The 25,052-nt window shown below is 67.9% G+C and carries 28 protein-coding genes and 7 pseudogenes; 17 read left to right on the top strand and 18 right to left on the bottom strand.

Features of this window, described 5'->3' with window-relative positions; genetic code table 11:
- A pseudogene (locus ACUDAL_RS18975) lies at positions 1-1,633 on the bottom strand (BCCT family transporter).
- Between the two features lie 159 nt (positions 1,634-1,792).
- Here ACUDAL_RS18975 and ACUDAL_RS18970 point away from each other — a divergent pair.
- The 14 genes and pseudogenes from ACUDAL_RS18970 to ACUDAL_RS18905 all read left to right on the top strand — a co-directional run bounded on the left by ACUDAL_RS18970 (position 1,793) and on the right by ACUDAL_RS18905 (position 10,511).
- The gene (locus tag ACUDAL_RS18970; RefSeq protein WP_444679228.1) at positions 1,793-2,788 is read left to right on the top strand and encodes an LLM class flavin-dependent oxidoreductase; all 996 of its coding nucleotides are present in this window, start codon (positions 1,793-1,795) and stop codon (positions 2,786-2,788) included.
- Positions 2,789-2,846: 58 nt separating this feature from the next.
- A complete protein-coding gene (locus ACUDAL_RS18965; RefSeq protein ID WP_444679227.1) occupies positions 2,847-3,020 on the top strand; it encodes an AzlC family ABC transporter permease in 174 nt (57 codons plus the stop codon).
- The gene (locus ACUDAL_RS18960) at positions 2,990-3,505 is read left to right on the top strand and encodes an AzlC family ABC transporter permease (RefSeq protein WP_444679226.1); all 516 of its coding nucleotides are present in this window, start codon (positions 2,990-2,992) and stop codon (positions 3,503-3,505) included. The genes ACUDAL_RS18965 and ACUDAL_RS18960 overlap by 31 nt, the downstream gene beginning before the upstream one ends.
- A complete protein-coding gene (locus tag ACUDAL_RS18955; protein WP_444679225.1) occupies positions 3,502-3,735 on the top strand; it encodes an AzlD family protein in 234 nt (77 codons plus the stop codon). Before ACUDAL_RS18960 ends, ACUDAL_RS18955 begins: the two co-directional genes overlap by 4 nt.
- 160 nt (positions 3,736-3,895) lie before the next feature.
- A complete protein-coding gene (locus ACUDAL_RS18950) occupies positions 3,896-4,273 on the top strand; it encodes a hypothetical protein (protein ID WP_444679224.1) in 378 nt (125 codons plus the stop codon).
- Positions 4,274-4,604: 331 nt separating this feature from the next.
- Positions 4,605-4,676 (top strand): pyrroloquinoline quinone precursor peptide PqqA, encoded by a 72-nt coding sequence (pqqA, locus tag ACUDAL_RS18945; RefSeq protein ID WP_081786101.1) that lies wholly within the window; start codon positions 4,605-4,607, stop codon positions 4,674-4,676.
- Between the two features lie 88 nt (positions 4,677-4,764).
- Positions 4,765-5,690: pseudogene (gene pqqB, locus ACUDAL_RS18940) on the top strand (pyrroloquinoline quinone biosynthesis protein PqqB).
- Positions 5,691-5,780: 90 nt separating this feature from the next.
- Positions 5,781-6,548 (top strand): annotated as a pseudogene (pqqC, locus tag ACUDAL_RS18935) (pyrroloquinoline-quinone synthase PqqC); the annotation flags it as partial.
- 4 nt (positions 6,549-6,552) lie between these two features.
- The gene (gene pqqD, locus ACUDAL_RS18930) at positions 6,553-6,837 is read left to right on the top strand and encodes a pyrroloquinoline quinone biosynthesis peptide chaperone PqqD (protein ID WP_444679223.1); all 285 of its coding nucleotides are present in this window, start codon (positions 6,553-6,555) and stop codon (positions 6,835-6,837) included.
- Positions 6,830-7,981, top strand: coding sequence for a pyrroloquinoline quinone biosynthesis protein PqqE (gene pqqE / locus ACUDAL_RS18925; RefSeq protein ID WP_444679222.1), 1,152 nt, complete (start codon positions 6,830-6,832; stop codon positions 7,979-7,981). Before pqqD ends, pqqE begins: the two co-directional genes overlap by 8 nt.
- A pseudogene (locus tag ACUDAL_RS18920) lies at positions 7,953-8,174 on the top strand (hypothetical protein); the annotation flags it as partial. The gene pqqE and the pseudogene ACUDAL_RS18920, both read left to right, overlap by 29 nt.
- Before the next feature lie 32 nt (positions 8,175-8,206).
- Entirely contained in the window at positions 8,207-8,833 is a 627-nt protein-coding gene (locus ACUDAL_RS18915; RefSeq protein ID WP_444679456.1) for a hypothetical protein, read from the top strand.
- The gene (locus tag ACUDAL_RS18910; RefSeq protein WP_444679221.1) at positions 8,740-9,180 is read left to right on the top strand and encodes a hypothetical protein; all 441 of its coding nucleotides are present in this window, start codon (positions 8,740-8,742) and stop codon (positions 9,178-9,180) included. The genes ACUDAL_RS18915 and ACUDAL_RS18910 overlap by 94 nt, the downstream gene beginning before the upstream one ends.
- 266 nt (positions 9,181-9,446) lie before the next feature.
- Entirely contained in the window at positions 9,447-10,511 is a 1,065-nt protein-coding gene (locus ACUDAL_RS18905; RefSeq protein WP_444679220.1) for a hypothetical protein, read from the top strand.
- Here the strand turns inward: ACUDAL_RS18905 and ACUDAL_RS18900 are convergent.
- The 11 genes and pseudogenes from ACUDAL_RS18900 to ACUDAL_RS18850 all read right to left on the bottom strand — a co-directional run bounded on the left by ACUDAL_RS18900 (position 10,508) and on the right by ACUDAL_RS18850 (position 16,751).
- Positions 10,508-10,705 carry a hypothetical protein gene (locus ACUDAL_RS18900; protein ID WP_444679219.1) on the bottom strand — a complete coding sequence of 66 codons (198 nt, stop codon included), beginning with the start codon at positions 10,703-10,705 and terminating at the stop codon, positions 10,508-10,510. The two genes, ACUDAL_RS18905 and ACUDAL_RS18900, sit on opposite strands and share 4 nt — an antisense overlap.
- Positions 10,672-11,133, bottom strand: a complete 462-nt coding sequence (locus ACUDAL_RS18895; RefSeq protein WP_444679218.1) for an SAM-dependent methyltransferase — start codon at positions 11,131-11,133, stop codon at positions 10,672-10,674. Before ACUDAL_RS18895 ends, ACUDAL_RS18900 begins: the two co-directional genes overlap by 34 nt.
- Before the next feature lie 33 nt (positions 11,134-11,166).
- On the bottom strand, positions 11,167-11,922 hold the full coding sequence (locus ACUDAL_RS18890) for an enoyl-CoA hydratase-related protein (protein ID WP_444679217.1): 756 nt from the start codon (positions 11,920-11,922) through the stop codon (positions 11,167-11,169).
- Between the two features lie 85 nt (positions 11,923-12,007).
- Positions 12,008-12,175, bottom strand: coding sequence for a hypothetical protein (locus ACUDAL_RS18885; protein ID WP_444679216.1), 168 nt, complete (start codon positions 12,173-12,175; stop codon positions 12,008-12,010).
- On the bottom strand, positions 12,172-12,714 hold the full coding sequence (locus tag ACUDAL_RS18880) for a peptidase dimerization domain-containing protein (RefSeq protein WP_444679215.1): 543 nt from the start codon (positions 12,712-12,714) through the stop codon (positions 12,172-12,174). Before ACUDAL_RS18880 ends, ACUDAL_RS18885 begins: the two co-directional genes overlap by 4 nt.
- Positions 12,687-13,352, bottom strand: a complete 666-nt coding sequence (locus ACUDAL_RS18875; RefSeq protein ID WP_444679214.1) for a M20/M25/M40 family metallo-hydrolase — start codon at positions 13,350-13,352, stop codon at positions 12,687-12,689. Before ACUDAL_RS18875 ends, ACUDAL_RS18880 begins: the two co-directional genes overlap by 28 nt.
- A complete protein-coding gene (locus ACUDAL_RS18870; RefSeq protein WP_444679213.1) occupies positions 13,327-13,659 on the bottom strand; it encodes a hypothetical protein in 333 nt (110 codons plus the stop codon). Before ACUDAL_RS18870 ends, ACUDAL_RS18875 begins: the two co-directional genes overlap by 26 nt.
- A gap of 55 nt (positions 13,660-13,714) precedes the next feature.
- A pseudogene (locus ACUDAL_RS18865) lies at positions 13,715-13,807 on the bottom strand (alpha/beta fold hydrolase); the annotation flags it as partial.
- A 106-nt stretch (positions 13,808-13,913) separates the two neighbouring features.
- Positions 13,914-15,116, bottom strand: coding sequence for a 3-oxoadipyl-CoA thiolase (gene pcaF / locus ACUDAL_RS18860; protein ID WP_444679212.1), 1,203 nt, complete (start codon positions 15,114-15,116; stop codon positions 13,914-13,916).
- 18 nt (positions 15,117-15,134) lie between these two features.
- Complete coding sequence (locus tag ACUDAL_RS18855; RefSeq protein WP_444679211.1) at positions 15,135-15,923, bottom strand: CoA-transferase subunit beta; 789 nt, start codon at positions 15,921-15,923, stop codon at positions 15,135-15,137.
- A pseudogene (locus tag ACUDAL_RS18850) lies at positions 15,907-16,751 on the bottom strand (CoA transferase subunit A). The gene ACUDAL_RS18855 and the pseudogene ACUDAL_RS18850 overlap by 17 nt, the downstream one beginning before the upstream one ends.
- Before the next feature lie 353 nt (positions 16,752-17,104).
- On the opposite strand from ACUDAL_RS18850, the gene ACUDAL_RS18845 reads away from it, so the two are divergent.
- Entirely contained in the window at positions 17,105-17,860 is a 756-nt protein-coding gene (locus tag ACUDAL_RS18845) for an SDR family NAD(P)-dependent oxidoreductase (RefSeq protein WP_444679210.1), read from the top strand.
- Between the two features lie 6 nt (positions 17,861-17,866).
- Here the strand turns inward: ACUDAL_RS18845 and ACUDAL_RS18840 are convergent, their stop codons facing one another.
- The 4 genes from ACUDAL_RS18840 to ACUDAL_RS18825 form a co-directional block, all read right to left on the bottom strand.
- Entirely contained in the window at positions 17,867-19,090 is a 1,224-nt protein-coding gene (locus tag ACUDAL_RS18840; protein WP_444679209.1) for a CaiB/BaiF CoA transferase family protein, read from the bottom strand.
- 42 nt (positions 19,091-19,132) lie between these two features.
- Positions 19,133-20,638: a tripartite tricarboxylate transporter permease gene (locus ACUDAL_RS18835; RefSeq protein WP_444679208.1), complete on the bottom strand. Its 1,506-nt coding sequence runs from the start codon at positions 20,636-20,638 to the stop codon at positions 19,133-19,135.
- Between the two features lie 30 nt (positions 20,639-20,668).
- On the bottom strand, positions 20,669-21,169 hold the full coding sequence (locus ACUDAL_RS18830; protein WP_444679207.1) for a tripartite tricarboxylate transporter TctB family protein: 501 nt from the start codon (positions 21,167-21,169) through the stop codon (positions 20,669-20,671).
- A gap of 73 nt (positions 21,170-21,242) precedes the next feature.
- The gene (locus ACUDAL_RS18825; RefSeq protein ID WP_444679206.1) at positions 21,243-22,229 is read right to left on the bottom strand and encodes a Bug family tripartite tricarboxylate transporter substrate binding protein; all 987 of its coding nucleotides are present in this window, start codon (positions 22,227-22,229) and stop codon (positions 21,243-21,245) included.
- A 242-nt stretch (positions 22,230-22,471) separates the two neighbouring features.
- Between ACUDAL_RS18825 and ACUDAL_RS18820 the strand changes: the two are divergent.
- Together ACUDAL_RS18820 and ACUDAL_RS18815 are read left to right on the top strand one after the other, a co-directional pair.
- A pseudogene (locus ACUDAL_RS18820) lies at positions 22,472-23,252 on the top strand (IclR family transcriptional regulator domain-containing protein).
- Positions 23,253-23,582: 330 nt separating this feature from the next.
- On the top strand, positions 23,583-23,897 hold the full coding sequence (locus tag ACUDAL_RS18815; RefSeq protein ID WP_444679205.1) for a hypothetical protein: 315 nt from the start codon (positions 23,583-23,585) through the stop codon (positions 23,895-23,897).
- 77 nt (positions 23,898-23,974) lie between these two features.
- On the opposite strand, the gene ACUDAL_RS18810 is transcribed toward ACUDAL_RS18815, so the two are convergent.
- Positions 23,975-24,574 (bottom strand): cytochrome c3 family protein, encoded by a 600-nt coding sequence (locus ACUDAL_RS18810; RefSeq protein WP_444679204.1) that lies wholly within the window; start codon positions 24,572-24,574, stop codon positions 23,975-23,977.
- A 9-nt stretch (positions 24,575-24,583) separates the two neighbouring features.
- A complete protein-coding gene (locus tag ACUDAL_RS18805; RefSeq protein WP_444679203.1) occupies positions 24,584-25,051 on the bottom strand; it encodes a nitrate reductase cytochrome c-type subunit in 468 nt (155 codons plus the stop codon).
- Position 25,052 lies beyond the last annotated feature (1 nt).

Here is a 25,052-nt window from a genome sequence, read left to right as displayed (position 1 = left end):
CTAGCCTCCTTCACGCCGATGAATACGCCGATTGACCACGTTGGGCGCCCGCCGCAGCCGCTCCTGCTCGCCCAGCGCCTCGGCCTCGAAGGCGTCGGCGCCCACCGGCGTCTCGCCATGACGGCGGTAGAGCTGGGTCAGCATGGCCTGGCGGTCGGCGCGAAGCTCGCGTACCAGCACCACGATCATGCCGTAGAGAATGAAGGTGAACGGCAGCGCCGAGAGCACCGACGCCGACTGCAGGCCCGAGAGCCCGCCCGCGGCGATCAGCGTGAGACAGATGGCGGCGATCAGCACCCCCAGACCACGCGCTTGAACAGCGGCGGGTTGATCGAGCCGTTGTCGGTCATCTGCGCCACGATATAGGAGGCCGAGTCGGCCGAGGTGACCAGGAAGATAAAGATGAGCAGCATCGCGATCACCGACAGCACGCCGGTGAAGGGCATGAGGTCGAACATCTCGAACAGCGCCACGGTGATGTTGGCTTCAGTGGCCGCGGCCAGGCCGACATCGCCGTTCAGCTCCATGTGCAGCGCCGCGCCACCGAACACACCGATCCACAGGCAGGCCAGCAGCGGCGGCACGATGAGCACGCCGAACACGTACTGCTTGATGGTGCGCCCGCGCGACACGCGAGCCACGAAGGTGCCCACGAACGGCGACCAGGCGATGACCCAGGCCCAGTAGAAGATGGTCCAGCTGGCGGCCCAGGTGTTGTCGGTGAAGGGCGAGATGCGCAGGCTCATGCCGATGAAGTTCTGCAGGTAGTCGCCGATGCCCAGGGTGATGGTCTCAAGAATCATCACCGTGGGCCCGGTGATCAGCACATAGAGCATTAGCCCGATGCATAGGATCATGTTGAGGTTGGAGAGCCGCCGGATACCTTTGTCCAGCCCCGACCAGGTCGAGGCCATGTAGGCCAGGAACATCACGAACAGGATGATGAACTGCCACAGCACATTTTCCGGCAGGCCGAACACGGCATTGAGCCCCCGTTCATCTGCAGCACGCCCAGGCCCAGCGAGGTAGCCACCCCCATCACCGTGGCCACCACCGCGAACACGTCCAGCGTGGGCGCATAGGGCCGCACCCGCGGGTATTTCGCCGCCACCGAGGAGAGCACCGAGGAGACCAGCCCGGCCTGCCCCTTGCGGAACTGGAAGTAGGCGATGATCAACCCCACTACCGCGAACGCCGCCCACTGGTGCACACCCCAATTGAAGTAGCTGTACTGGATGGCATAGCGCGCCGAGGCGGTGGTTTCCGCCGGCACATCGCCGTAGGGCGGGTCGATGTAGTGGAACATCGGCTCGGCCATGCCGTAGAACACCAGCCCCACGCCGAACCCTGCCGCCAGCAGCATGCTGATCCAGGAGAAAAAGCTAAAGCTCGGCGTACTGTCCTGCGGGCCCAGCCGAATCTTGCCGTACTTGCTGAAGGCCAGCACCAGCAGGAAGATCACGAAACCGAATACCGAAATGAGGTAGAACCAGCCGAACAGGCGCGTCACGCCGGCAAGGGCGGCATCCGCCGCCGCTGCGAACTGATCGGGAAAGCCGGCACCGACGAGCACCAGCCCGAAAATGATCAGTGCCGAGGCGGCAAAGACCCGCTGCCCTCCATGGTTGGCCATATTGGATTCCTTTCGCTTCGTTCGTGAACGCCTTCAGCCCAGCAGCTGCCCCCACGGACACACAGCCAACCGGCAAATTCGCAGCAAGAGCATTGCATCCCATCGCATCTGCGACGATGCTGATGCAAAGCAGGCTAAACAATTCACGAGCGTCGCACCATGTCCCGACTCGCCACGACCCCTCTCTCCGTGCTCGACTTGGCGCCGATCCGCCAGGGCGGCACCATCGCCGACAGCTTCGCCGAAAGCGTGGCCCTGGCCCAACTGACCGAGCGCCTGGGCTTCACTCGCTACTGGCTGGCCGAGCACCACAGCCTCGACGGTATCGCCAGTGCCGCCACCGCGGTGCTGATCGGCCATGTTGCCGGCGCCACCTCACGCATCCGCGTGGGCAGCGGCGGCATCATGCTGCCCAACCACCCGCCGCTGGTGATCGCCGAGCAGTTCGGCACCCTCGCAACCCTCTTCCCCGGGCGCATCGACCTGGGGCTGGGCCGCGCCCCGGGCTCCGATGCCGCGACCATGGCCGCACTGCGCCGCGACCCCTATGCCGGGGTCAACGACTTCCCCGACCAGCTGGCCGAACTGCAGGCCTTTCTCAGCGAGGAGCAGCCCGGCCAGCGGGTGCGCGCGGTGCCGGGCCAGGGCACCCGGGTGCCGATCTGGCTGCTCGGCTCCAGCGGCTACAGCGCCCAGCTTGCCGCTCGCGAGGGGCTGCCGTTCGCCTTTGCCGCCCAGTTCGCCCCCGGCTACCTGCACGAGGCGCTGCGGCTGTATCGCGACAACTTCCGCCCGTCGGACGTCCTGGCGCAGCCCTACGCCATGGTCGGCCTGCCGGTCATTGCTGCCGAGAGCGACGCACGCGCCCAGTTCCTCGCCTCCACCACCCGCCAGAAATTCCTCGGCATGGTTCGCGGCCAGCGCACCCGTTCGCTGCCGCCGAAGGAGAGCCTCGACTGGACCCCCATGGAGCGCACCCAGGTGGAGCAGTTCCTCGGTGCCGCGGTGATCGGCGGACCCGACACCGTGCGCGAAGGGCTCGAGCACTTCCTCGAACAGACCGGCGCCGACGAGCTGATGCTCAATACCGACACCTATGCCAGCGCCGACCGCCTGCGCAGCTATGAGATCGTGTCGGAGATATGGCACGCATGACCCCTCACCTCCTGGCGCCAGGCTCGATCTCGCCGGCATCCTGGTTGGCATCCGCCGCATGGCACCACTGTCGCTGTTCGTGGTGGTGTTCGGCCTGGCCTTCGGTGTCGCCGCGCTTTCGCGCGGCCTGTCGAGCCACGAGGCGCTGCTGATGAGTGCGCTGGTGTTCGCCGGCGCCTCCCAGTTCGCCGCCCTAGAGCTGTGGGGCCCGAGATTCCGCTGCTGCCGCTAATTGCCATTACCTTCGCCATCAACGCCCGCCACCTGCTGATGGGCGCCGCCATCCAACCCTGGCTGGCCCACCTGCCGCCGGGCCAGCGCTACGGCAGCGTGGTGCTGATGAGCGACTCCAACTGGGCCATGGCGGTCGCCGACCGCCAGCGCGGCGAGACCAACCTCGGCATGCTGGTCGGCGGCGGCATCACCCTGTGGTTGACCTGGCTGGCCGGCACCCTGCTTGGCGTGATCTTCGGCAGCGGCATCGAGCAGCCGGAGCGCTTCGGTCTGGACGTCATCATGGGCTGCTTCCTGCTGGCGATGCTGGTTGGCGGGCGCCGCGACCTCTCCATGCTGCTGCCCTGGGCAGCAGCTGCCATCGCAGCGGTGGCCGCCATGGCCTGGCTGCCGCCGCATGCCCATGTCATCGTCGGCGCCGTTGCCGGCGGTCTGGCGGGCGTACTGCTGCCGCCCAAGCGCACCGGGGAGGCAGCGCCATGACGCTTCCCGCCACCGCAGCCGGCGTCGTCGCCGCCATCCTCATCATGGCACTCGTCACCTACCTCACCCGTGCCGGCGGCGTGTTCGTGATGGCGCACGTGCCGATCGGGCCCAAGGTCGAGCGCTTCATCAACGCCATGGCGGGCTCGGTGCTGATCGCGGTAATCACCCCGCTGGCCATCCAGGGCGACTGGGGGCGCGCGTGGCGCTGGTTGCCACACTCGGCGTGATGCTGACGACGCAGAAGGCGCTCGCCGCCATCGCCGCCGGTATCCTCGCCGCCGCCCTGTGGCGGCTATGGCTGTGATAGCCTGCAACCCTGGAACGTTTGGCGCACCTCGCTCTCCAACAGATACCGACCCACCCGCACGCGGAGCCACTCCGCCGGAGATGTCAATGTTCGATCCCAACGACCCACGCCGCAACGCCGCCTGGCAGGCAGCCCAGCAGTGGCGCGCCCGGGCCAGCCAGTCTCCTCGTGGCCCGCTGGGCGGGCTCAAGCTGATCCTGACCTGGCTGCTGTTCGGCGTGCTGCTGATCGTCGGCACCGTGCTCGGCCTGTTCTTCCTGCTGCTCGGCTGGGCCATGCTGCCGATCGTGCGCTACCGCATGAAGAAGCGCCTCGAGCAGCTGCGTGCCGAGCAGGCCAGAGAGGCCGGCAACGGCTACTACGCGCGCGAGACCCGCTATCGCGAAACCCGCTACGGCAACGGCGAACACGAGCTGCTGGAAGGGGATTACGAGGTGCGCGACGAGCGCAGGCCCTGAGCGGCTCTCTCAACGTGAGCCTGGGTTGACGCAACAGGCTGGATTAAAAAGACCCGCCACGAGGGCGGGTCAAAAAGTGTCATGCAGGGATGCAGACAAATGAAGGGGTCGGCCAAGCCGACACCGCTACAGAGTAGAACAAAAACGATTCCCACCACCAATAGCTTTTGCTGATGGTATCAATAGCCGCTTTTCTTATCGGCAATTCTCCCGCGGTGCAGCGCCAAGGTCGCAGGTCTGCTACGACTTAGGTAGGAAGGCAGGCAACTCTCGAACTGCTTAACTGGAAGCGGCAATCTGTCTTATCACCTGACGACGTGGAGAATTTCCTATGTGGACCAAACCCGCCTACACCGACCTGCGCCTCGGCTTCGAAGTTACCCTGTACATCTCCAACCGCTGAACCGGCACTCCTGCCCCTGGGCTGGCGCTGGCGCAGCGTCGGCCCCTGCCACGACCCCATACCTTCACCCTCAGGCACGGAGCCAACCATGCATGTACTGGTTCTGGGGCTGCCGCCGGCGGCGGCTTTCCCCAGTGGAACTGCAATTGCCCGCTGTGCCGCGGCCAACGGGAAGGAAGCCTTGAGGCCACCCCGCGCACCCAATCATCGATCGCCATCAGCAGCGACGGCGAGCGCTGGCTGCTGTGCAACGCCTCGCCGGACATCCGCGCCCAGCTGAACGCCAATCCCGAGCTGCACCCGCGCAAGATTCCCCGCGACAGCGGCATTTCGGGCGTGCTGCTGGTGGACGCCCAGATCGATCACACCACCGGCCTGCTGTCGCTGCGCGAAGGCTGTCCCTTCGACGTGTGGTGCACACCCAACGTACACCAGGACCTGAGCAGTGGCTTTCCACTGTTCACCATGCTCGAGCACTGGGGCGGGCTGAACTGGCAGCCGATTGCCATCGACGACAACCACCTGGAAGCCGCCTTCGAGATTCCCGCCTGCCCCGGCCTGGCGTTCACCGCCGTGGCACTGAGCAGCAACGCCCCGCCCTACTCGCCGCGCCGCGGCGCGCCGACCCCGGGCGACAACATCGGCCTGCTGATCGAGGACCGCACCCGCGGCACGCGGCTATTCTACGGCCCGGGGCTCGGCCGGCTGGACGACCGGGTGCGCGCCTACCTCGCCCAGGCCGACTGCGTACTGGTCGACGGCACCCTGTGGCACGACGACGAGCTGATTCGCGCCGGCGTGGGCAAGTCGACCGGTACCGACATGGGGCACCTGGCCCTGGCCGGGGCGGGCGGCCTGCTGGAGGAGCTCGACCGCTTGTCGCCTGCCACCCGCCGGGTGCTGATCCATATCAACAACACCAACCCGATCCTCGACGAAGGCTCGCCGCAGCGCGCCACCCTGGCCGAGGCCGGCATCGAGGTGGCCTTCGACGGCATGCGCCTGGAGATCTGAGCCGCGCCGAACCGCAACATCGGAGCGACGTCACTACAACGCACACGTACGCCATGCAATGGGAAGGAATCGCCTCATGAGTTCAATCGCATCACCCCTCACCGACCCAGCGCCCACCCCCGACACCCCGGCGCTTTCCCCGAGGCGTTCCGCGAAGCGCTGCTGGCCAAGGGCGCCTACTACCACATCCACCACCCCTACCAGGTCGACATGGCCGAGGGCCGCGCCACGCCGGAGCAGCTTCGCGGCTGGGTCGCCAACCGCTTCTACTACCAGGTCAACATCCCGCAGAAGGACGCCGCGCTGCTGGCCAACTGTCCCGACGCCGCCACCCGCCGCCGCTGGATCCAGCGCCTGCTCGACCACGACGGCCATGACGCCGACGGCGGCGGCATCGAGGCCTGGCTGACCCTGGGCGAGGCGGTGGGCCTGACCCGCGACGAGCTCTGGTCGCAGGAACACGTGCTGCCCGGCGTGCGCTTCGCGGTGGACGCCTACGTCAACTTCGTGCGTCGGGCCGACTGGCGCGAGGCGGCGATCTCCTCGCTCACCGAGCTGTTCGCCCCTCAGGCACATCAGAGCCGCCTCGACACCTGGCCGACCCACTATCCCTGGATCGACGAGGCCGGCTACGGCTACTTCCGCAAGCGCTTGAAGGAGGCCCGCCGCGACGTCGAGCACGGCCTGGAGGTGGCGCTGGCGGTGTGCACCACCGCTGCTGCCCAGCAGCGCGCGCTGGAGATCCTGCAGTTCAAGCTCGACGTGCTGTGGTCGATGCTCGACGCCATGACCCTGGCCTACCAGCTCGAGCGGCCGCCCTACCACTCGGTCACCGACCTGCGCGTCTACCACAGGGGGTGTGATGGCCACGCTCGACTCCGCCACCGTCTATCGTCTGCGCCCCGGCTGGCGCCTGCAGTGGGAGCAGGCCCAGGGCCGCCACGTGCTGCTCTATCCCGAAGGCATGGTGCAGCTCAACGACAGCGCCGGTGCCATCCTGAATCAGCTCGACGGCCAGCGCGACGTAGCCAGCCTGGTGGCCAACCTGCAGGCGCAGTTCCCCGATGCCCCCGCCGCGGCGATCGAACAGGACGTCCACGAGTTCCTGCTCGATGCCGCCCGACAAGGGTGGATCCAGCATGACTGACCGAACCGATACCGCCGCCGTCAACGGCGCCACCGGCGCGCCGCTGTGGCTGCTCGCCGAGCTCACCTACCGCTGCCCGCTGCAGTGCGCCTACTGCTCCAACCCGCTGGACTTCGCCGCGGTGCAGGAGGAGCTCACCACCGCGGAGTGGATCGACGTACTGGCCCAGGCCCGCGCCATGGGCGCAGTGCAGATGGGGTTTTCCGGCGGCGAGCCGCTGGTGCGGCGCGACCTGGAAGAGCTGGTGGCCGAGGCGCGCCGGCTCGGCTTCTACACCAACCTGATCACCTCCGGGCTCGGTCTCGACGAGGCGCGCATCGCGGCGCTGCGCGAGGCCGGCCTCGACCATATCCAGATCAGCCTGCAGGCCGCCGACCCCGACGTCGCCGCGGCCGTGGCCGGCTCGCCCAAGGCCCATGCCAAGAAACTCGCCATGGCGCGGGCGGTCAAGGCTGCCGGCTACCCCATGGTGCTCAACGTGGTGCTGCACCGCCACAACATCGACCGCATCGACGAGATCATTGCCCTGTGCGACGAGCTGGGGGCCGACGCGGTGGAGCTGGCCAACTGCCAGATGTACGGCTGGGCCCACCTCAACCGCGAGGGCCTGCTGCCGAGCCGCGCCCAGCTCGAGGCCGCCGAGGCCACCACCGCGCGCTGGCGCGAGCGTCTGGCCGAGCGCGGTCGTGACATGCGCCTGCTGTTCGTGGTGCCCGACTACTACGGCGAGCGCCCCAAGGCGTGCATGGGCGGCTGGGGCTCGATCTTCATGACCGTGGCCCCGGACGGCGCGGTGCTGCCCTGTCACAGCGCGCGCATGCTGCCGATGACGTTTCCCAACGTGCGCGACCGGGGCCTCAGGGAGATCTGGTACGACAGCGAGCCGTTCAACCGCTACCGCGGCGACGCCTGGATGCAGGCACCCTGTCGCAGCTGTGACGAGCGCCACAAGGACGTCGGCGGCTGCCGCTGCCAGGCCTACCTGCTCACCGGCGATGCCGCGGCCACCGACCCGGTCTGCTCGCTGTCGCCGGATCACCACTTGATCGAGGCTGCCCGCCGCGAGGCCGACACCGCCACCCGCGCCATCGAGGCGCTGACCCTGCGCAACGTGCATGAGTCGCGAGTGTTCTGCCGCCAATGAACGCCCCGCCCCTCTCGACGACGACGCGGCCCGCCGCGCGGGGCTGCCGCCGGGCAGCCGCTTGCAGGAGGTACAACTGCCAAGCGGGCTGTGGATCGCTGCGGCGGAAGTGGCCAGCGCGCGCCTGCAGCGCCTGGTCGCCGCGGTGGGGGTGGGCTACCTGGACGAGCCCGACGACTGCCTGGGCCTGGCCCACCTGCTCGAGCACATGCTCTTCCAGGGCTCGTGCCGCTTCCCGATCCCGGCGAGCTCTCTGGCTGGGTGGGTGAACGGGGCGGACGCTACAACGCCCGCACCGACGAAAGCGTTACCGATGTCCACCTGCACCTGCCGCCCGCCGACGCCGACGAGGGTCTGGCACGGCTGGTGGACATGCTCGCCGCGCCACGCCTGGCCCACGAGCGCATCGCCCACGAGGTAGCAGTGCTCGACGCGGAGTTCCGCGCCCGGCTGGCCGACCCCGACCTGCACCGGCTGGCGGCACTCGGCCGGCTCTGTCACGAAGGGCATCCGGCCCGCCGCTGCCATGCCGGCAACCGCAGCACGCTGGGCCACGACCCGGCCCGCCTGGCCGGGCGCCTCGCCGCCTTCCACCACCGCCACTACCGCGCCGGGAGCATGGCGCTGGTCATGCTGGGACCGCTGCCGCTGGAGCAGCAGCTCGCCCTGCTGGCACGCCATGGCGCCGGGCTGCCGCTAGGCCGGGCACCCGAGCGCACCGGCCGCTGGCGCTGGGGCGCACCGGGGGCGGTCGCCTGGTGCGCCCCGACGACAGCGCCAGCGCGCTGGAGCTGTTCTGGCCGCTGCCCGGCGCCCTCGCCGCAGCCGAAGCCGAGCGCCTGGCCGCCGTGACCGCCCGCCTCAACGATGGCCAGCTTGCCGCCACGCTGCAGGGCGTCACCGAACTGGCCAGCCTCGACGTAACGCTCAGCCCCGCCGGCACCGGCCCGGCCCTGGCGCTGCGCCTCGCCCCCGTGCCCGAGGGCGCCGCGCTCGGCGCCCTGCTGGCCGGCTGCCGCCAGGCCGTCGCCCGGGCGGCGGGGGCCCCGCCGCCAGCGTGGCGCCGCCCCCGGCGTGCCTCGATGCCTGGCCGCGCCACCATGCCTGCCGCCTGGCCGGGCAGGCGCTGCCCGACGCAGCGCCGCTCCCCGGCGGCTGACGAAGGAGCCGACAGAGCGGCCGGGAAAGGCACCGGCTAAGGAGCTGGAAACATGGCTGGCACCCGAGCGCTGCCGGCTGCTGTGGCAGGCCCGGCGCACGCCGGCCCTGGTGCACCCTGAACGAGACCAACACCCGCTGGCGCAGCGAGGCGTGGCCAGCGCCCTGCGCACCGCCACCACCCCGCCGCCCGCCCGCACTGCCACGCTCCCACGAAACGCGCCGGGCCACCGGCCGTGCGGACGCGCCGTCTGAGAGCGACCTGCTGCTATGGCAGGGCGACCCCAGCGCACGCACCGATGCGCCCATGGCCAGCGGCTGTCTCGGCTGGCCGGCTAACGCCAGCGACCAGCCGGCGCGGCTGGCGCACTGGCAGCGCACCACCCTGGCCCTGCGCCAGGCGGCCGCTCGCCACGGCATGCGGCTGGCGCTCGGCGGCGATGCCCGCGGCGACTGGCTGATGGCGAGCGGCAACGCCGAACGCCTACCCGCCCTGCTGAGCCGGGCGCTGGCCGCCTGGCCGGCAAAGGCCGATGCACCGAGGACCGCCGCCCCTGCCGCCGTCGGCCTGATCGCCCAGCGGCTGCTGGCGCAGCTGGAGCGCCAGCTTCCGCCCGAGGCCCCGTCATCGGACGGGGCGCAGCCGCTGCGCTGCTGGGTCAGCGGCCGCCTGGCACCGGACGATGCCGTCGCCGCACTGCGCCCGCACCTGGCTGCACTGTATCGCAACCCCAAGCGGGAAAACGCCGGCAGCCAGGAAGGCGTGCACGCAGGGAAAACGAGCCGGGGCTGCCCGGAAGCAGGCGACGGTGACATCCTGGTCACGCCCCAGGGCGATGATCGGGTCGTGATGCTCGAAATGATCGGCGAGGCCTCGCCCCGCGGGCGCTGGCTGTTCCAGCTGCTGGCGCAGTGCCACGATGCGGCCTTCCAGCAGGAGATGCGCCAGCGGCAGGGCCTCGGCTATGTGGCCGTGGTGCGCTATCGCGAGGCCTCGGGCGTACCGCGCCTGGGCTACGTGGTGCAGTCGCCGCACACCCCGGCCGCGGCGCTACGCGATGCCATTGCCGCCTTCGTCAGCGGCGAGAGTGCCGCACTGGCCACGCTCGACGTCGCCGCCTTCCGCCGCCGCCGGCATGCCCTGGCGGCACAGGCGGGGCCGCCCGAAACCGCCGCCGAGGCCCATCGGCGGCTGTGGCAGGCGCTGCGCCAGGCGCCCTGCCGGGCCAACCCGCCCTGGCCACCGCTGCCGTGGGAAGCGGAGGCCCAAGCGCTGGCGGCGCTGCAGCCCGACGAGCTTGCCGCCGCCGCCCTGGCGCTGGCCGACGGCACCACGCCGCGGCGCTGGTGGCAGCACCTCCCCGCGGCTTAGCGCGCCAGGCCCGCCGTAGCGCCGGGCCTGGCCACCACCAGGCAGGACGCCCGCTGGCCATGCCGCGCCAGCACCTCGAAGCGTTCCACGCTCAGGCCGGCCGCGTGCAGCTGCGCGCGGAAGGTCGTCTCGTAGGTCACCCGCCCGAAGTCGATACTGGTCAGCCGCTTGAGCAGGGGCTTGAGCCGCTCCATGGCGGGTGAAGGGCGCTGCTGCAAGGTCTGGGTGAAGTAGAGCCGGCCTTGCGGCTCGAGCAGCGTGCAACAGTGGCGCAGCGCCCTTCGGGTTCGGGCAGCAGCATGAAGCTGCCCGAGAAGTAGATCGCCGCATAAGGCCCGCCGCAGTGGTCGTAGACCGACTCCAGGTGCACCTGCACCTGGTCGGCAAGCGGCGTGCCGTGCAGCCTGCGCCGCGCGCGGTGCACGTAGTCGGCGTCGATGTCGATGCCGGTGACGCGCAGCCGCTTGCGCCGCACCAGGTCAGCGTTGGCCAGCAGCGCGCCGGCGGTGCCAATGCCGACGTCCAGCACGCCGGCCCCTTCCGGCAGGCTGGCCAGCACCTCGGCGTACCAGCGCGCGGTCAGCCGCAGGATCAAGAAATCGTAGACGGCGCTTCGCCACATGGCCGGCCTCCGCTCAGCAGGGACGTACCGCCCTCAGCAGCCGCGCTTGCCGGCGAAGAAGGCGTCGATCGCCGCCTGGGCTTCGGGCGCCCGGCAGCGCTCCAGCAGGCGCTGCTCCTCGCGGGCGAAGGCCCGCTCGACGGCCTCGGCGTCGGCCTCGCGCAGCAGCGCCTTGGTAGCCAGCAGCGCCGCCTGGGGCTTGGCCAGCAGGCGCTCGGCGCAGTCCAGCGCCTGGTCCAGCGCCTTGCCGTCGGGCGTGGTGTCGGTGAGCAGGCCCAGCGCCAGCGCCCGCGACGCCGGGAAGGGGCGGCCCAGCATCAGCAGCTCCGTGGCCGCCTTGTTGCCGGCCAGTTTGGGCAGCAGGTGGGTCGTGGCGCCGAGCGGGGTCAGGGCGAAATGGGTGAAGGGCAGGAAGAAGCGCGTCGAACTGCCGGCGTAGGCGAAATCGCAGTGCAGCAGGATGGAGGTGCCCAGGCCCAGCGCCAGGCCTTCGGCCGCGGCGATCACCGGCTTGGGGAAGGCGTGCAGCCGGCGCAGGAAGGCGATGGCCGGCACCTGGCTGGCCTCGGCCAGCGCCTTGTAGTTGGCCAGGTCGTTGCCGGCGGTGAAGCAGTTCACGCTGCCGGTGATGATCACCACCTTGACCGCCTCGTCGGTGGCACAGGCGTCGAGCAGCTCGATCAGCTGGGCGTAGCTCGCCTCGTCCAGAATATTACGCCGCTCGGGGCAGCTGAACGCCAGCACCCGGATGCCGCCTGGCTGCCGGGTCTGGGTGATCTGGGTCGCCATGAGAGTTCTCCTGAGGGTCGTGGCCTGACCTCATCATAAGAAAAAGTAATGAGGTCGCTAACGGCCACGCCGCCGGTGCCTCGCATCATGTCGCCAGGTAGGCCAGCGCACCTGCGGCCAGGGCCGCCATGCCGGTCCTGAGGGTTTCGGCGTGCCCGGGAAAATAGTAGGGCGAGTGCGGCATCTCGAGGTGGCGCATCTTCTCCGCTACGCTCTCCCCCGGCGTGGCCTGCCAGCGCTCCGCCGGCGTCATGCCGATAAACCAGTAGACGCAGGGAATATCGTCACCGCCGAAGCCCCCGCCTCGGCCTTGCCGAAGTAGGGAAAGTCCTCGCTGCCGTTGAGACGCGGCATGGCGAACAGCCGCGCCTCGCCGAAGCATTGCCGGTGTGCCTCGCGGACCCGCGCCGTGCTCACCGGATCGTTGTGCATGGCGACGGTTTCGGAGAGCACGCGGAACTCGGGCGGCCGGGGCGAGCGCCCCGCCTCGCACTCGGCCCGGATGATGCGCTCGATGGCGGCCAGCACCTGGCGGTGCAGGGCGTCGTCGAAGCTGCGCACGTTGATCTCCAGCTCGGCCGAATGCGGGATAATGTTGCCCTGGGTCCCCGCGTGCAGCTTGCCCACCGTGACTACCACGGTCTCTTCCGGCGGCACCTCGCGGGCGACGATGCTCTGCAGGCGGGTGACCACATGGGCGGCGATGACCACCGGGTCCACGGTTTGCGCCGGCATCGAGCCGTGCCCGCCGGCTCCGTGGACGGTCACGCCCAGGGTGGTGGCCGCCGCCATGGCGCTGCCGGCGATATGCCCGACCGTACCGGCCAGCGCCGGCATGTTGTGCTGGCCCAGCACCACGTCGGGCCGCGCGAAGCGTGTATAAAGGCCGTCGTCGAGCATGGCCCGGCCCCGCCGAAGATCTCTTCGGCGGGCTGGCAGACCACCATCAGCGTGCCGCGCCAGCGCGCCTGCAGCCCGGCCAGCACGGCACCCGCCCCGACCGCGCAGCTGCTGTGCAGGTCGTGGCCGCAGGCGTGCATCACCGGCACCGGCTTGCCGTCGACGCCCATGGCCGTCACCCGGCTGGCGTAGTCGAGGCCGGTCTGCTCCTCGATGGGCAGGGCGTCCATGTCGCCGCGCAGCAGCACGGTGGGGCCTTCGCCATTACGCAGCAGCGCCACCACGCCCGTGCCGCCGACCCCGCGGGTCACCTCGAAGCCCAGCGCCTCCAGCGCGGCGGCCAGCCGAGCGGCGGTCTCATGTTCCTGGAAGGGCAATTCAGGATACTGGTGCAGGTGGCGATAGAGCGCCTGCACCTCGCCGAAGGCCGCATCGACGCCGGCCTCGATGGCCTGCTTGAGGGAAGCCCCTCCGAATTCATCGTCATCGTCTTGCTCCTTGCATTCATTGCTCTTGCCCCGCCACGGCATGCCCCTGGGCGCGGGGCTGCAGGCACACCTGACAGAGCGCGACCACAGCGACGTTGAGCAGCATGGCCCAGACGCCGGCATGCCAGCCCAGCGGCGAAGACCACACGAAGTCCATCAGCAGGTAGGCGATACTGCCCACCAGAGCGCCGAGCATGACGCTGGCGCGACGCAGCCTGGGCAGGAACAGGGCGCCCATGACCATCGGGAACAGCTGGACGATCAACCCGTAGGCACCGAGCAGCAGCAGCACCAGCGAAGCGGGGTTGAGCAGGGCGAAGCCGTAGGCAAGCAGCGACAGGCCGATCACGCTCCAGCGCCTCAGCGGCCAGGTCGGCCGGGGTGATCGGAGCCGCCCCCCATGCCTGACTGGCGCCGTGGCCGGGCAGGTCCCAGGTCAGCACGCGGTAGCGCGGCAGCAGCGCCGGCAGCAGCTCGTCCCACACCGCCTGGCTCATGCCCAGCGGATGGGCCAGCACCACCAGCGGGTTGGCCTCGCTGCCAAGCAGGCGGTAGGCGACGCTGCGGCCCTGATTCATTAAGAAAGCCATGACATATCTCCCGTTATGCGCGCTCGATAAGCGTCGCGATCCCCTGCCCCACGCCCACGCACATGGTGCACAGCGCATAGCGCTTGCCGGTGCGCTGCAGCTCGTGGGCGGCGGTGAGCAGCAGGCGGGCGCCGGACATGCCCAGCGGGTGGCCGAGTGCAATGGCGCCGCCGTTGGGGTTGACCCGCGGGTCGTCGTCGGCGAGCCCCAGCTCCCGCGTGCAGGCGAGCGCCTGGGCGGCGAAGGCCTCGTTGAACTCGAACACGTCGATCTCGTCCAGGGTCACGCCGGTGCGTTCGAGCAGCTTGCGTACCGCCGGCACCGGGCCATAGCCCATGATGCGCGGCTCGACGCCGGCCGTGGCCATGCCGATGATGCGGGCCATGGGCGTGAGCCCGTGCTGCTCCACCGCGGCCCGGCTTGCCACCAGCATGGCGGAGGCGCCGTCGTTGACGCCGGAGGCGTTGCCGGCGGTGATGCTGCCACCCTCGCGGAACGGCGTCGGCAGCCCGGCCAGCGTCTCCAGGGTGGTCTCGCGCGGGTGCTCGTCGGTATCGAATACCAGCGGCTCCTGCTTGCGCCGGGGGATCTCGATGGGCGTGATCTCGATGGCGAAGCGACCCGCTTTCTGCGCGGCGGCGGCCTTCTGCTGGGAGCGCAGGGCGAAGGCGTCCTGATCCTCGCGGGAGATGTTGAACTGCTCGGCCACGTTCTCGGCGGTCTCCGGCATGGAGTCGATGCCGTAGGCCTTCTTCATCAGCGGGTTGACGAAGCGCCAGCCGATGGTGGTGTCCTCGATCTTCTGGCCGCGGGAGAAGGCGCCGTCGGCCTTGCCCAGCACATAGGGCGCGCGGGACATGGACTCCACGCCGCCGGCCAGGGCCAGCTCCATCTCGCCGGCCTTGATGGCGCGGAAGGCGGTGCCTACCGCGTCCATGCCGGAGCCGCACAGGCGGTTCATGGTGGTGCCGGGCACCGAGGTGGGCAGGCCCGCCAGCAGGGCGGACATGCGCGCCACGTTGCGGTTGTCCTCACCGGCCTGGTTGGCGCAGCCCATGAAGACCTCTTCGATGGCGGCCGGGTCGAGGTCCGGAGCCTCGGCCAGCACCGCCTTGAAGAGGGTGGCGGCGAAGTCGTCGGGGCGTACGCTGGCCAGGGTGCCGCCGAAGCGGCCGATGGCGGTGCGCCGCGGATGGCAAAGGAATACGTCGGTCATGGGACTCTCCTGTTCGGCTTACTGAACGCTATGGGCGCGCTCGGTGCGAGCCTTCAATTCACGCAGGATCTCGAGTTCGTTGGCGCTCGGCTCCGGCGTGCTTTCCAGCGTCTCGGCGAAGCGGATCTCCCAGCCGGTGGCTTCGATCACGTCCTCGCGGCTCACGCCCGGGTGCAGCGAGACCACCACCAGCTCCTTGGTCTCGGGGTCGGGCTTCATCACGCACAGGTCGGTGATGACCCGCGTGGGCCCCTTGCCGATGTTGGGCACGCCGTCGCGGCCCTTGCCGTCGCGGCCGAAGCCCAGGGTGGTGACGAAGTCGACCCGGTCGACGAAGGCGCGCTTGGAGTGCTTCAGGGTGATGAATACCTCACCCGCGTTCGTCGCGATTTCCGGCGCACCGCCGCCGCCCGGCAGGCGCACCTTGGGCTCTCGGTAATCGCCGATCAGGGTGGTGTTGAGGTTGCAGTAGCGGTCGATCTGAGCGGTGCCGAGAAAGCCCACGTCGATCTTGCCGCCCTGCAGCCAGTAGCGAAACATTTCAGGCACGGAAACGGTGGTGAGCGCGGTCTCGGCCAGCTCGCCGTCGCCGATGGAGAGCGGCAGCACGTCGGGCTTGGTCTGCAGGGTGCCGGATTCGTAGATCAGCACCACGTCCGGTGCGTGGGTCAGGCGCGCCAGGTTGGCCGCCTCACTGGGCAGGCCGATGCCGACGAAGCAGGTCATGCCGTTCTCCAGCGCGCGGGCCGCGGTGACGGTCATCATCTCCGCCGAGGTGTAGTCCAGGCACTTATCGACGCGACTCATCAGGCGTTCCCCCTGCTTTCATGACGTTCTCTTCGATCCACCGGGTGAAGGTGTCGCGGTCGCGGGCGATGCCGTCCCACTCCTTGTAGAAGGCGTTGTTGCGCGGGTAGTAGCCGTGGGCATAGGAGGGCAGCGAGCCCTTCTCGGCCACGGCGATGGCGCTGATGGCCCAGCCCGGGATGATGCAGGCGTTGGGGTGATAGTCCGGCTCGGCGCGCAGGTCGTCGACGATCTCTTCGACGGTGACGATGCTCTGCTTGGCCGCCAGCACCGCCTCCTTCTGCACGCCGACGATGCCTTCCACCAGCACGTTACCGGCGCGGTCGGCCTTCTGCGCGTGGACGATGGAGACGTCCGGGCGAACCGCCGGCACCGCGGCCAGGCGCTCGCCGGTAAAGGGCACTCGATGAACTTGATCTGGTCGTTGACGCTGGGCAGCTCACTGCCCACATAGCCGCGCAGCACGGCCAGCGGCAGCCCGGCGGCGCCGGCCTCGAAGGCGCAGGCCATGGCGGCGTGGCTGTGCTCGAGGATCTCGACCTTGTGCGGCCAGCCCTTCTCGACCGCGTCGCGCAGGCGGTGCAGCGAGCCCACGCCGGGGTTGCCACCCCAGGAGAAGATCACCTTCCTGGCGCAGCCAGCGCCGATCATCTGGTCGTAGACCAGGTCCGGGGTCATGCGGATCAGGGTGAGGTTGCGCTTCTTCTGGCGGATCACTTCGTGACCGGCGGCGAACGGAATCAGGTGGGTGAAGCCCTCCATGGCCACGGTGGCGCCGTCTTCGACGTAGCGCGCCACCGCGTCATGCAGGCTCAGGAACTCGGCCATGGCTGTGCCCTCTTCGGTTGGGTCTTTTGTTCGACGCTCATTGTTCGTGATACGAACAATGATTTGTATAACGAACAAAATACTGCGCCGAGCCGGCAGCGTCAAACCTCCGCTTGGAAAATTACTGGCCTCTGGCAGGCCTTGCTCTCAAGCACTTTTTAGCGTCAATAAGTTACGTGAAAAAAGGACATCTTGTTCGGCCTCACGCCCATAGTGCCGGCACCCACCGCGACGGTAGAGGGTTATTTAAGGTGACGGCACTGGCCACCTGAGACGAAGGTCGCATTGAGGGGAATCGAGGCAGAGCGCAATGTCTAAACGAAAACGAACTAATGTACGCATTACGCACATGAATGGCGATGCATTACCCCTTCCCCAGCTCTGTAAGGACCCGACATGACCGAATCCTGCGCCGTCGTCACCGGGGGAGCCGCAACATCGGCCAGGCCATCGCCCTGCGCCTGCAGCGTGACGGCTATCGCACCCTCGTGCTGGACATCGTCGAGCCCGAGGCCGAGTCGCTGAAGGCCGATGCACGCCGCGTCGATCTAAGCGACGTGGAGGCCACCCGCGCGGTGCTGGCCGAGATCGTCGCGGCTCACAGCGTAGGCTGCCTGGTCAATAACGTGGGGATCGTCGCGCCGGCGCTGCTCGACGATACGCGAGTGGAGGACTTCGATCGCCTGATGCACCTCAACGTGCGCTCGGCGCTGGTGTGCACCCAGGCACTGCTGCCGGGCATGCGCGAGCGGCGCCACGGCCGTATCGTGATCAATGCCAGCCGCGTGGTGCTGGGCAAGGAGGCCCGCAGCCTCTACAGCGCGACTAAGGGCGCGCTGCAATCCATGGCCCGCACCTGGGCGCTGGAGCTGGCCGGCGACGGCATCACGGTCAACTGCGTCGCCCCCGGTCCCATCGCCACCAGCGCCTTCTGGGAGAACAACCCGCCGGATTCGGAGCGCGCACAACGCATCATCGACAACATCCCGGCGCGGCGCATGGGCCAGCCCGAAGACGTGGCCCAGGCGGTGAGCTTCTTCTGCGACGAGCGCAGCGGTTTCGTCACCGGCCAGACCCTGTTCGTCTGCGGCGGCGTCAGCGTCGGCTGATCCGCGCTAGATCACTCCGCGCTGGCGCAACTCGGCGATCTCCGCCGGCGCCTTGCCGAGCAGCCGCGCCAGCACGGCCTCGGTATCCTCGCCCAGTGCCGGCGGTGCCTTGCGATACTCCAGCTGCGTACGCGAGTACTTGATCGGGTTGGCCACGCCGGGCACCGGCCCGTGGCGCGACTCCAGCTCGATCTTCATTTCCCGCGCCTTGACCTGGGGGTCGTCGAAGACCTGGGCGATGTTCTGGATCGGCCCGCAGGGCACGGCGATCTCGCCCAGCAGTGAGATCCATTCGGCGGCGGTACGGCTGCGGGTGATCTCGACCATGATCGGTACCAGCTCGAGGCGATGCCGGACCCGCTCGGGATTGGTCGCAAAGCGCAGGGCCTCGGCCAGCTCAGGCCGCCCCACCGCCTGGCAGAAGCGCTGGAACTGGCCATCGTTGCCAATGGCGATGATCACCTTCTCGCCGTCGGCGGTGGGAAACGGCTGATAGGGCACCAGGTTGGGGTGATACTCGCCGGTGCGGGTGGGTGGCGTACCGCTGCAGAAGTAGTTCTGTGCCTGGTTGGCCAGCCAGCTCACCTGCACGTCGAGCAGGGCCATGTCGATGTACTGCCCTGCGCCGGTCAGGTGACGATGGTGCAGCGCGCCGAGAATGGCGATGGTCGCGTTCATGCCGGTGGTAAGGTCCGCTACGGCCATGCCGACTCGCTGCGGTCCCGCGCCGGGTTCGCCGTCGGCGGCGCCGGTGATGCTCATCAGGCCGCCCTGGGCCTGGATCAGGTAGTCGTAGCCGGCCAGGGCGGCCATCGGCCCGGTCTGGCCGAAGCCTGTGATGGAGCAGTAGATCAGCCCGGGATTGATGGCTTCCAGGGTGGCGTAGTCGAGCCCCTTGCGCGCCAGCCCGCCGCGCTTGAAGTTCTCCACCAGGATGTCGCTCTGGGCGGCCAGCTCGCGGATCAGCGCCTGCCCTTCGGGCTGGCCCATGTCCACGGTCACCGAGTGCTTGCCGCGGTTGGCCGAGAGATAGTAGGCGGATTCGCGGGTCTCGTTGCCGTCGCGATCCTTGAGCCAGGGCGGTCCCCAGTGGCGCGTATCGTCGCCGCTCACCGGGCGCTCGATCTTGATCACCTCGGCGCCCATGTCGGCGAGTATCTGGGTGCACCAGGGCCCGGCCATCACCCGGCTCAGGTCGAGCACGCGCAGGCCTGTCAGCGGTCCCGCCATGTCATCGTCTCCGCTCGCTTTGGTGGTGCCCGTGCGCGGTGCTCAAGGCGTCTCCTGGGTCGTGCCGCTGCGGGCGGACTGGCGGCGCGCCGCGGCGTAGCGATACAGCGCCAGCAGGATCGAGCCCAGCGTCAGGGCGATGAAGAACCAGGTGATCGGACCGCGCACGAAGATAGCGAGATCGTTGTGCCCGATCAGCAGCGAGCGGCGCAGGTTGTCCTCGAACATCGGCCCGAGAATGAAGCCGATCAAGAACGGTGCCGCCGGAATCGCCGCCCGGTTGAAGATGTAGCCGAGCACGCCGAAGCCCAGCATCAGCCACACGTCGAAGGTGTCGTTGTTCACCGCGTAGGCGCCGTAGACGCAAAACATCAGCACGATGGGAAAGAGGATCGACTTGGGAATGTCGGCGATCAGCGAGAAGTACTTGATCGCCCCGTTGCCCACCACCAGCAGCACCAGCGAACTGAACATGATGCCGACGAACAGCGCGTAGATCAGCGTCAGGTTCTCCTGGAACATGATCGGGCCCGGGGTCAGGCCGTGGACCATGAAGGCGCCGAGGATGATGGCGGTGATCACGTCGCCGGGAATGCCCAGCGACAGCAGCGGAATCATGGTCGCCCCGGCCACCCCGTTGTTGCCCGCCTCGGCGGCGGCCACGCCTTCCACCTCGCCCTTGCCGAAGTTGTCGCGGTTGGGCGAGCGGCGGCGGGCGTCGCTGTAGGAGATGAAGGCCGCGGCGGTGGCCCCGGTGCCGGGAATCGCGCCGATGATCACGCCGATCAGGCTGCCGCGAATGATGCTCTTCAGGCAGCGCTTGAGCTCCGCCAGGGTCATGCCCACCCCGCTGGCCTTGGCCTTGAGGTGCGGCAGCGCCTTCTTGCGATAGAACTCGATGATCTCGGGAATGGCGAACAGCCCGATCAGCAGCGGGATGAACGAGATCGAATCCATCAGGTTGTAGTTGCCGAAGGTCAACCGCTGGGAGCCGTAGACCTCGTCCAGTCCCACCAGCGAGAGCAGGATGCCCATCAAGGCGGCGAGCAGGCCCTTGATCATCGAGCCGCTGGCCAGCGAGATGATGATGGTCAGCGAGAAGCAGATCAGCCAGAAGAACTCGGGGGCGCCGAAGTTTAGCGCGATCTTGGCCAGGTAGGCGGCGAAGAAGATCAGCGCAATGTTGGAGATGAAGTCGGCAATCACCGAGGAGTAGAGCGCCGTCTTCAGCGCCTTCTTGGCGTGGCCCTGCTGGGCCATGGGGTAGCCGTCGAGCAGCGTACAGGCGGATGCCGGCGAGCCCGGGGTGCGGATCAGGATGGCGGTGATCGAGCCGCCGTACATGCCGCCCTTGTAGATGCCCACCAGCAGCAGAATGGCCGCCACCGGCTCCATGGTGAAGGTGAACGGCAGCGCCAGCGCGACTGCCATGGTGGCGGTCAGCCCTGGAATCGAGCCGACCACGACGCCGATGACGACCCCCAGCGCAATGGCCAGGAAGTTGTCCAGGCTGAGAAAGAGATGGAGCACTTCCGAAAACATATCCATGCATTTACCCAGGGGCAGTAGCGCCTGCCGTCAGAACGGCATCAGCGGCAGCGGCACGTTCATGACCTTCACGAAGACGAAGGCGACGGCGGCAGGGAAAACGAAAGCCAGGCTGTAGACCCACCAGGTCCTGACCGGGTGAGCCGCAAACAGGATCAAGGTGGCCAGGATGCCGCTGATCACCGCCCCCAGCGCCTCGAACAGCGTCACGTAGACGACCAGCGCCGCTGCCATCATGGCGAAACGCAGCCGGGGCCCCTTCTCGATGCGGCGCCCATCCTCCTTGTCGGTGTTGTCCACCAGCAGCCCCTGCACGATCAGCAGCAAGGAAAAACCGAGCAGCATCCAGCCGACAATACGAGGCAGCCACCGAGGCGACATCATCGGGCTTTGTAAGAAAGGCGGTTCGCTGATGTAATTCGGCACAAGGTAGAAGAGAAGAAAGGCGGAAGCAGACAGCAGAACGCATCCCGAGAGCACATCGACGGGATCACGAATCGCCCTGATACGCGAGGGAAACGAGGTCGACATAAGCCCCTCCAGAGTGGACGGTCGAGGCGGGGTGGGAACCCCGCCTCGACGAAGCGTCACAACAGTTCAACTCTTACTGGCTGATGCCTGCTTGCTCAGCCACCTCTTGCCAGCGTTCCACTTCTTGGGCGATGAACTGCTTGAACTCTTCGTCGGCCACTTGGCCGGGCTCGGCCCCCAGTTGGTTGGCAAAATTGAGGAATTCTTCGCGCTGCATGACGCCACCAAGCGCCTCATGCATGGCGTCCTGGGCGGCCTGGGAGAAGGATTCATGGGCAATCAAGCCAAACCAGGCGGTGGTCACGAACTGATCGAGGTTGTATTCGCCAATTTCGGCTAGGGTCGGGACGTCAGGAAGGTGCTCGGAGCGCTCGGCAGATGTCACGGCCAAAGCTCGCAGATCACCGGAACGAATATGGGAGAGCACGGTCGGCATGTTCTCGAAGGAGACGTCGACATCGCCCCCGAGCAGGGCCGGAAGCGCCGCACCGCTGCCGGCAAACGGCACGGCGGTCAGGTTGGTCTCGGTCAGCGTCTTGAACAGCTCGCCCGACATATGAATGGAGCTGCCCACGCCGCTGTGGCTGAAGGTCATGTTCTGCTCGCGTGCCGCCTCGATAAACGCCTCGACGCTGTCATAGGGGCTGCTGGCCGGCACCACCATCACGTTGGGAATATCGATCAGATTCTGCAGGAAGACGAAATCCTCGACCGGATCGTAGGTCAGGTCGGGATAGATCGCCGCTCCGATGGTATGCCCGGGCGAGGCCATAAGAATGGTATGGCTCGCATCGCGACCGCCACGTGCCAGACGAGCAGTAGCCACCGTGGAACCTGCACCGGGGCGGTTCTCTACGATGACATTGGCACCGAGCTCGTCTTGCAGCAGGTCCGCAACGCGGCGTGAGAGGACATCGGTCGTGCCGCCAGGTGCGTAAGGCACAACCAGGCGTACGTCATCGGTGGGCCACTCGTTCGCACTGGCTGTCGAGAGGGAAACTCCCAGAACCAAGCTGCTGCTGCAAGCTGCCAGGCACGCTGCTTTTACGATGTTCTTCATTGACGCCACCTTATGTGCTGGTTATTTGTTCGCTATTCGTACACATATTCGCAATACATAACGAGGTTACTGCTTTCTCTCGCGCCGCCATAACCCCGACTTTAGTCGACAACGATTGAGTATTTCATGGTGCTATCTAACTATTTGCCACTCGCCGTGTAGTTCGCATATCGAACATCAATGCGTTATCGTCTCGCCGCGCACGCCATGCCATCCGCCAGACGAGAAGAGGATCTCTCCCTATGCAAGACGACGTATTGAGCCCGGACGATCGAGACTTCGTGGCCGCCCTGGCCAGCGGGCTGGAGGTGATTCAGGCCTTTGACGAGGCGCACCCGCGCATGACGCTGAGCGAGGTAGCCACACGCACCGGCATGAACCGCGCCAAGGCACGTCGCTTCCTGCTGACCCTGCATGCCCTGGGCTACATGCGAAAGCAGGGGCGCGACTTCGAGCTGGCCCCCAAGGTGCTCCAGCTCGGCTACGCCTACCTTTCGGCCAACAATTACCGCAGCGTCATCCAGCAGGTGCTTGAGGAGATCACCGCGGAGATCGGCGAGTCCGCCTCGCTGGGCGTACTGGAGGGCGACGAGGTGATCTACGTGGCGCGCTCGGCGGCGAGCCACCGCCTGCTGGCAATCACCCTGTCGGTGGGCAGCCGCCTGCCGGCCGCCCACACTTCGCTGGGCCGCGTGCTGCTGGCGCAAGCTGCCGGAGCCGGAGCTGGAACGATTCCTTGAACGTACGCGGCTTGAACGCTTCACCGAGCACACCGTGGTGGACAAGGCGGAGCTCAGGCGGCGCATCGTCGAAGTGCGCCAGCAGGGCTACGCCATCGTCGACCAGGAGCTGGATCCGGGGCTGCGTTCGCTGGCGGTGCCCGCCTTCGACGCCAACGGCAAGCTGCTGGGCGGGATCAACATCAGCACCAACGCGGCGCGGGTCGACTACCCGACCCTGCTGCAGCGCTACCTGCCGCTGCTGCAGGAGAAGGCACGCCAGGTGCGCCTGACGGTGAGCTGAGCGCAATGCGCCGCTAGACGCCGACTTTCTGACAGAGCAGCTCTCGCCAGAAACGAGCTTGCGGAAAGATCGGCAGCAAGGCCGGTCAGCAAGGCCTGGCGGCGAGCACCCTGCAGGTGAAGGTCCGGCTAAGGTGATGGCGGCAGGGAAGGGGACGCACCACGCCGAGAAGGCCTCGGGTGGCGCGGGTCGTTCACGAGGAGCGGTTCCGGTCCTCGGTCTGCTCCTCTGCCCCGGCCGGATCGGCCGGCGGGGCTCCTCCAGGCCAGGGTCATCCGGCTCCAGGTCGCGGTAGGGCGACGCGTCGTCGCCGTTGGAATGCGGCGGGCGTTGCTGGCCATTTTCTCCCTGGCCGCCTCCACCCTGCTCGTTACCGCCCCGGTCGTTCACATCCCGGTCGTTACCGCCATGGCCGCTTCCCGCCCGGCCTTGCTGCGGGTCGAAGCCCGGTCCGGTGCCGTCACCGGAAATCCGCTCGTCGCGCTGCGCGGCACCATGCATGTCCTGCTGCGGATCAAGCCGCTCGACCCCAAGCCCATCGGTGCGCGCTTCGATGGTGCCGATCTGCGCTTCATCGGCCACCGAGCCCGGCTGGCCCGGCTCGAGGAACGGGTCCTGGCCGAAGGCGGCCGACGAGGCCCCTAGCGCCAGCACGGCGGCCAGCGCCACCTTTCCCTTGCGATTGCACATCTCCCTACCCTCCTGCGGCATCCTGCCGCTGATTACCAGCCGTGTACGCCGGCCATGTCCGGCAGCTCATGGGCGATGCCCTTGTGGCAGGTGATACAGGTCGCATCGCCCTCCACCAGTCCGCGCTGGTGCGCCGCCGCCGCCCGCGGGCTCTGCCGGGTGAAGTCCATGGCCTGCTCATCGTGGCAGTTGCGACACTCCAGCGAGTCGTTAGCCTCGAGCCGCCGCCACTCGCGCGAGGCCATCTCGAGCCGGTGGTCGAGGAACTTCTCGCGGGTATCGATGACGCCGAAGATGTGTCCCCACACTTCCTTGGAGGCCTGCATCTTGCGCGCCATCTTGTCGGTCCAGTTGTGCGGCACGTGGCAATCCGAACAGATCGCACGCACGCCCGAGCGGTTGGTGTAGTGGATGGTAGGCATGATCTCCTGGTAGACGTTCGACTCCATCTCATGGCAGCTGATGCAGAACTGCTCGGTATTGGTGGCCTCCATGGCGGTGTTGAAGCCGCCCCAGAACAGCACGCCGCCGATGAAGCCGCCCACGGTGAGAAAGCCCAGGCTGTAGTAGCCGCTCGGCGAGCGGAAGACTCGCCAGAAACCCCTGAGAAAGCCGCCGATCCGCTTGAACATGGTCTCTCCTCACTCGCTTCTGGCGCGTTGGCCACGGATCAGTTCGTCCATGTCCACGAAGGTGTTGCCGACCCGTGAGGGCGCATCCGTCTGCGGCACATGGCACTGCATGCAGAAGTAGCGGCGCGGCGACAGCTCGCCGAGGAAGTTGCCTTCCCGGTCCATGTAGTGCGTGACGCTAACCATGATGGCCTGAGTCTCGCCAACGCGGCTGCGCGCATGGCAGGCCATGCAGCGATTGGCATTCAGGTCTACCTGGTAGTTGTCGATGCGGTGCGGAATGGTCGGTGGCTGCATGGGGTACTCGCGCGCCGGCCGCCGGCTGCGGTCCTGCACCTGGTACAGCGGCTCCGGCGTCGGCTCCTGCAGCAGCGGTACATTGGCGCGCAGGGCGTCAAGCTCACCTTCCGCCGCTACGCTGTTGAGGGCGAGCAGGAAGAAAGCGCTCGCACACACCACTATCGTCAGCAGTCTCATG

The organism is Halomonas sp. E19 (assembly GCF_052439355.1).
Lineage (GTDB): Bacteria > Pseudomonadota > Gammaproteobacteria > Pseudomonadales > Halomonadaceae > Halomonas.
This window is presented reverse-complemented; position numbering and strand designations above follow the sequence as displayed.

Bases quoted from the DNA above. Each gene is read 5' to 3' on its own strand.
- ACUDAL_RS18840 (WP_444679209.1), bottom strand. From the start codon at position 19,090: ATGGCGGGACCGCTGACAGGCCTGCGCGTGCTCGACCTGAGCCGGGTG.
- ACUDAL_RS18835 (WP_444679208.1), bottom strand. From the start codon at position 20,638: ATGGATATGTTTTCGGAAGTGCTCCATCTCTTTCTCAGCCTGGACAAC.
- ACUDAL_RS18830 (WP_444679207.1), bottom strand. From the start codon at position 21,169: ATGTCGACCTCGTTTCCCTCGCGTATCAGGGCGATTCGTGATCCCGTC.
- pqqD (WP_444679223.1), top strand. From the start codon at position 6,553: ATGGCCACGCTCGACTCCGCCACCGTCTATCGTCTGCGCCCCGGCTGG.
- ACUDAL_RS18950 (WP_444679224.1), top strand. From the start codon at position 3,896: ATGTCAATGTTCGATCCCAACGACCCACGCCGCAACGCCGCCTGGCAG.
- ACUDAL_RS18890 (WP_444679217.1), bottom strand. From the start codon at position 11,922: ATGGCGACCCAGATCACCCAGACCCGGCAGCCAGGCGGCATCCGGGTG.
- ACUDAL_RS18825 (WP_444679206.1), bottom strand. From the start codon at position 22,229: ATGAAGAACATCGTAAAAGCAGCGTGCCTGGCAGCTTGCAGCAGCAGC.
- ACUDAL_RS18895 (WP_444679218.1), bottom strand. From the start codon at position 11,133: ATGTGGCGAAGCGCCGTCTACGATTTCTTGATCCTGCGGCTGACCGCG.
- ACUDAL_RS18880 (WP_444679215.1), bottom strand. From the start codon at position 12,714: ATGGCGGCGGCCACCACCCTGGGCGTGACCGTCCACGGAGCCGGCGGG.
- ACUDAL_RS18855 (WP_444679211.1), bottom strand. From the start codon at position 15,923: ATGAGTCGCGTCGATAAGTGCCTGGACTACACCTCGGCGGAGATGATG.
- ACUDAL_RS18885 (WP_444679216.1), bottom strand. From the start codon at position 12,175: ATGACGCCGGCGGAGCGCTGGCAGGCCACGCCGGGGGAGAGCGTAGCG.
- ACUDAL_RS18970 (WP_444679228.1), top strand. From the start codon at position 1,793: ATGTCCCGACTCGCCACGACCCCTCTCTCCGTGCTCGACTTGGCGCCG.
- ACUDAL_RS18810 (WP_444679204.1), bottom strand. From the start codon at position 24,574: ATGTTCAAGCGGATCGGCGGCTTTCTCAGGGGTTTCTGGCGAGTCTTC.
- pcaF (WP_444679212.1), bottom strand. From the start codon at position 15,116: ATGACCGACGTATTCCTTTGCCATCCGCGGCGCACCGCCATCGGCCGC.
- ACUDAL_RS18875 (WP_444679214.1), bottom strand. From the start codon at position 13,352: ATGCCGTGGCGGGGCAAGAGCAATGAATGCAAGGAGCAAGACGATGAC.
- ACUDAL_RS18845 (WP_444679210.1), top strand. From the start codon at position 17,105: ATGGCGATGCATTACCCCTTCCCCAGCTCTGTAAGGACCCGACATGAC.
- ACUDAL_RS18965 (WP_444679227.1), top strand. From the start codon at position 2,847: ATGGCACCACTGTCGCTGTTCGTGGTGGTGTTCGGCCTGGCCTTCGGT.
- ACUDAL_RS18805 (WP_444679203.1), bottom strand. From the start codon at position 25,051: ATGAGACTGCTGACGATAGTGGTGTGTGCGAGCGCTTTCTTCCTGCTC.
- ACUDAL_RS18905 (WP_444679220.1), top strand. From the start codon at position 9,447: ATGGCCAGCGGCTGTCTCGGCTGGCCGGCTAACGCCAGCGACCAGCCG.
- pqqE (WP_444679222.1), top strand. From the start codon at position 6,830: ATGACTGACCGAACCGATACCGCCGCCGTCAACGGCGCCACCGGCGCG.
- ACUDAL_RS18955 (WP_444679225.1), top strand. From the start codon at position 3,502: ATGACGCTTCCCGCCACCGCAGCCGGCGTCGTCGCCGCCATCCTCATC.
- ACUDAL_RS18900 (WP_444679219.1), bottom strand. From the start codon at position 10,705: ATGGAGCGGCTCAAGCCCCTGCTCAAGCGGCTGACCAGTATCGACTTC.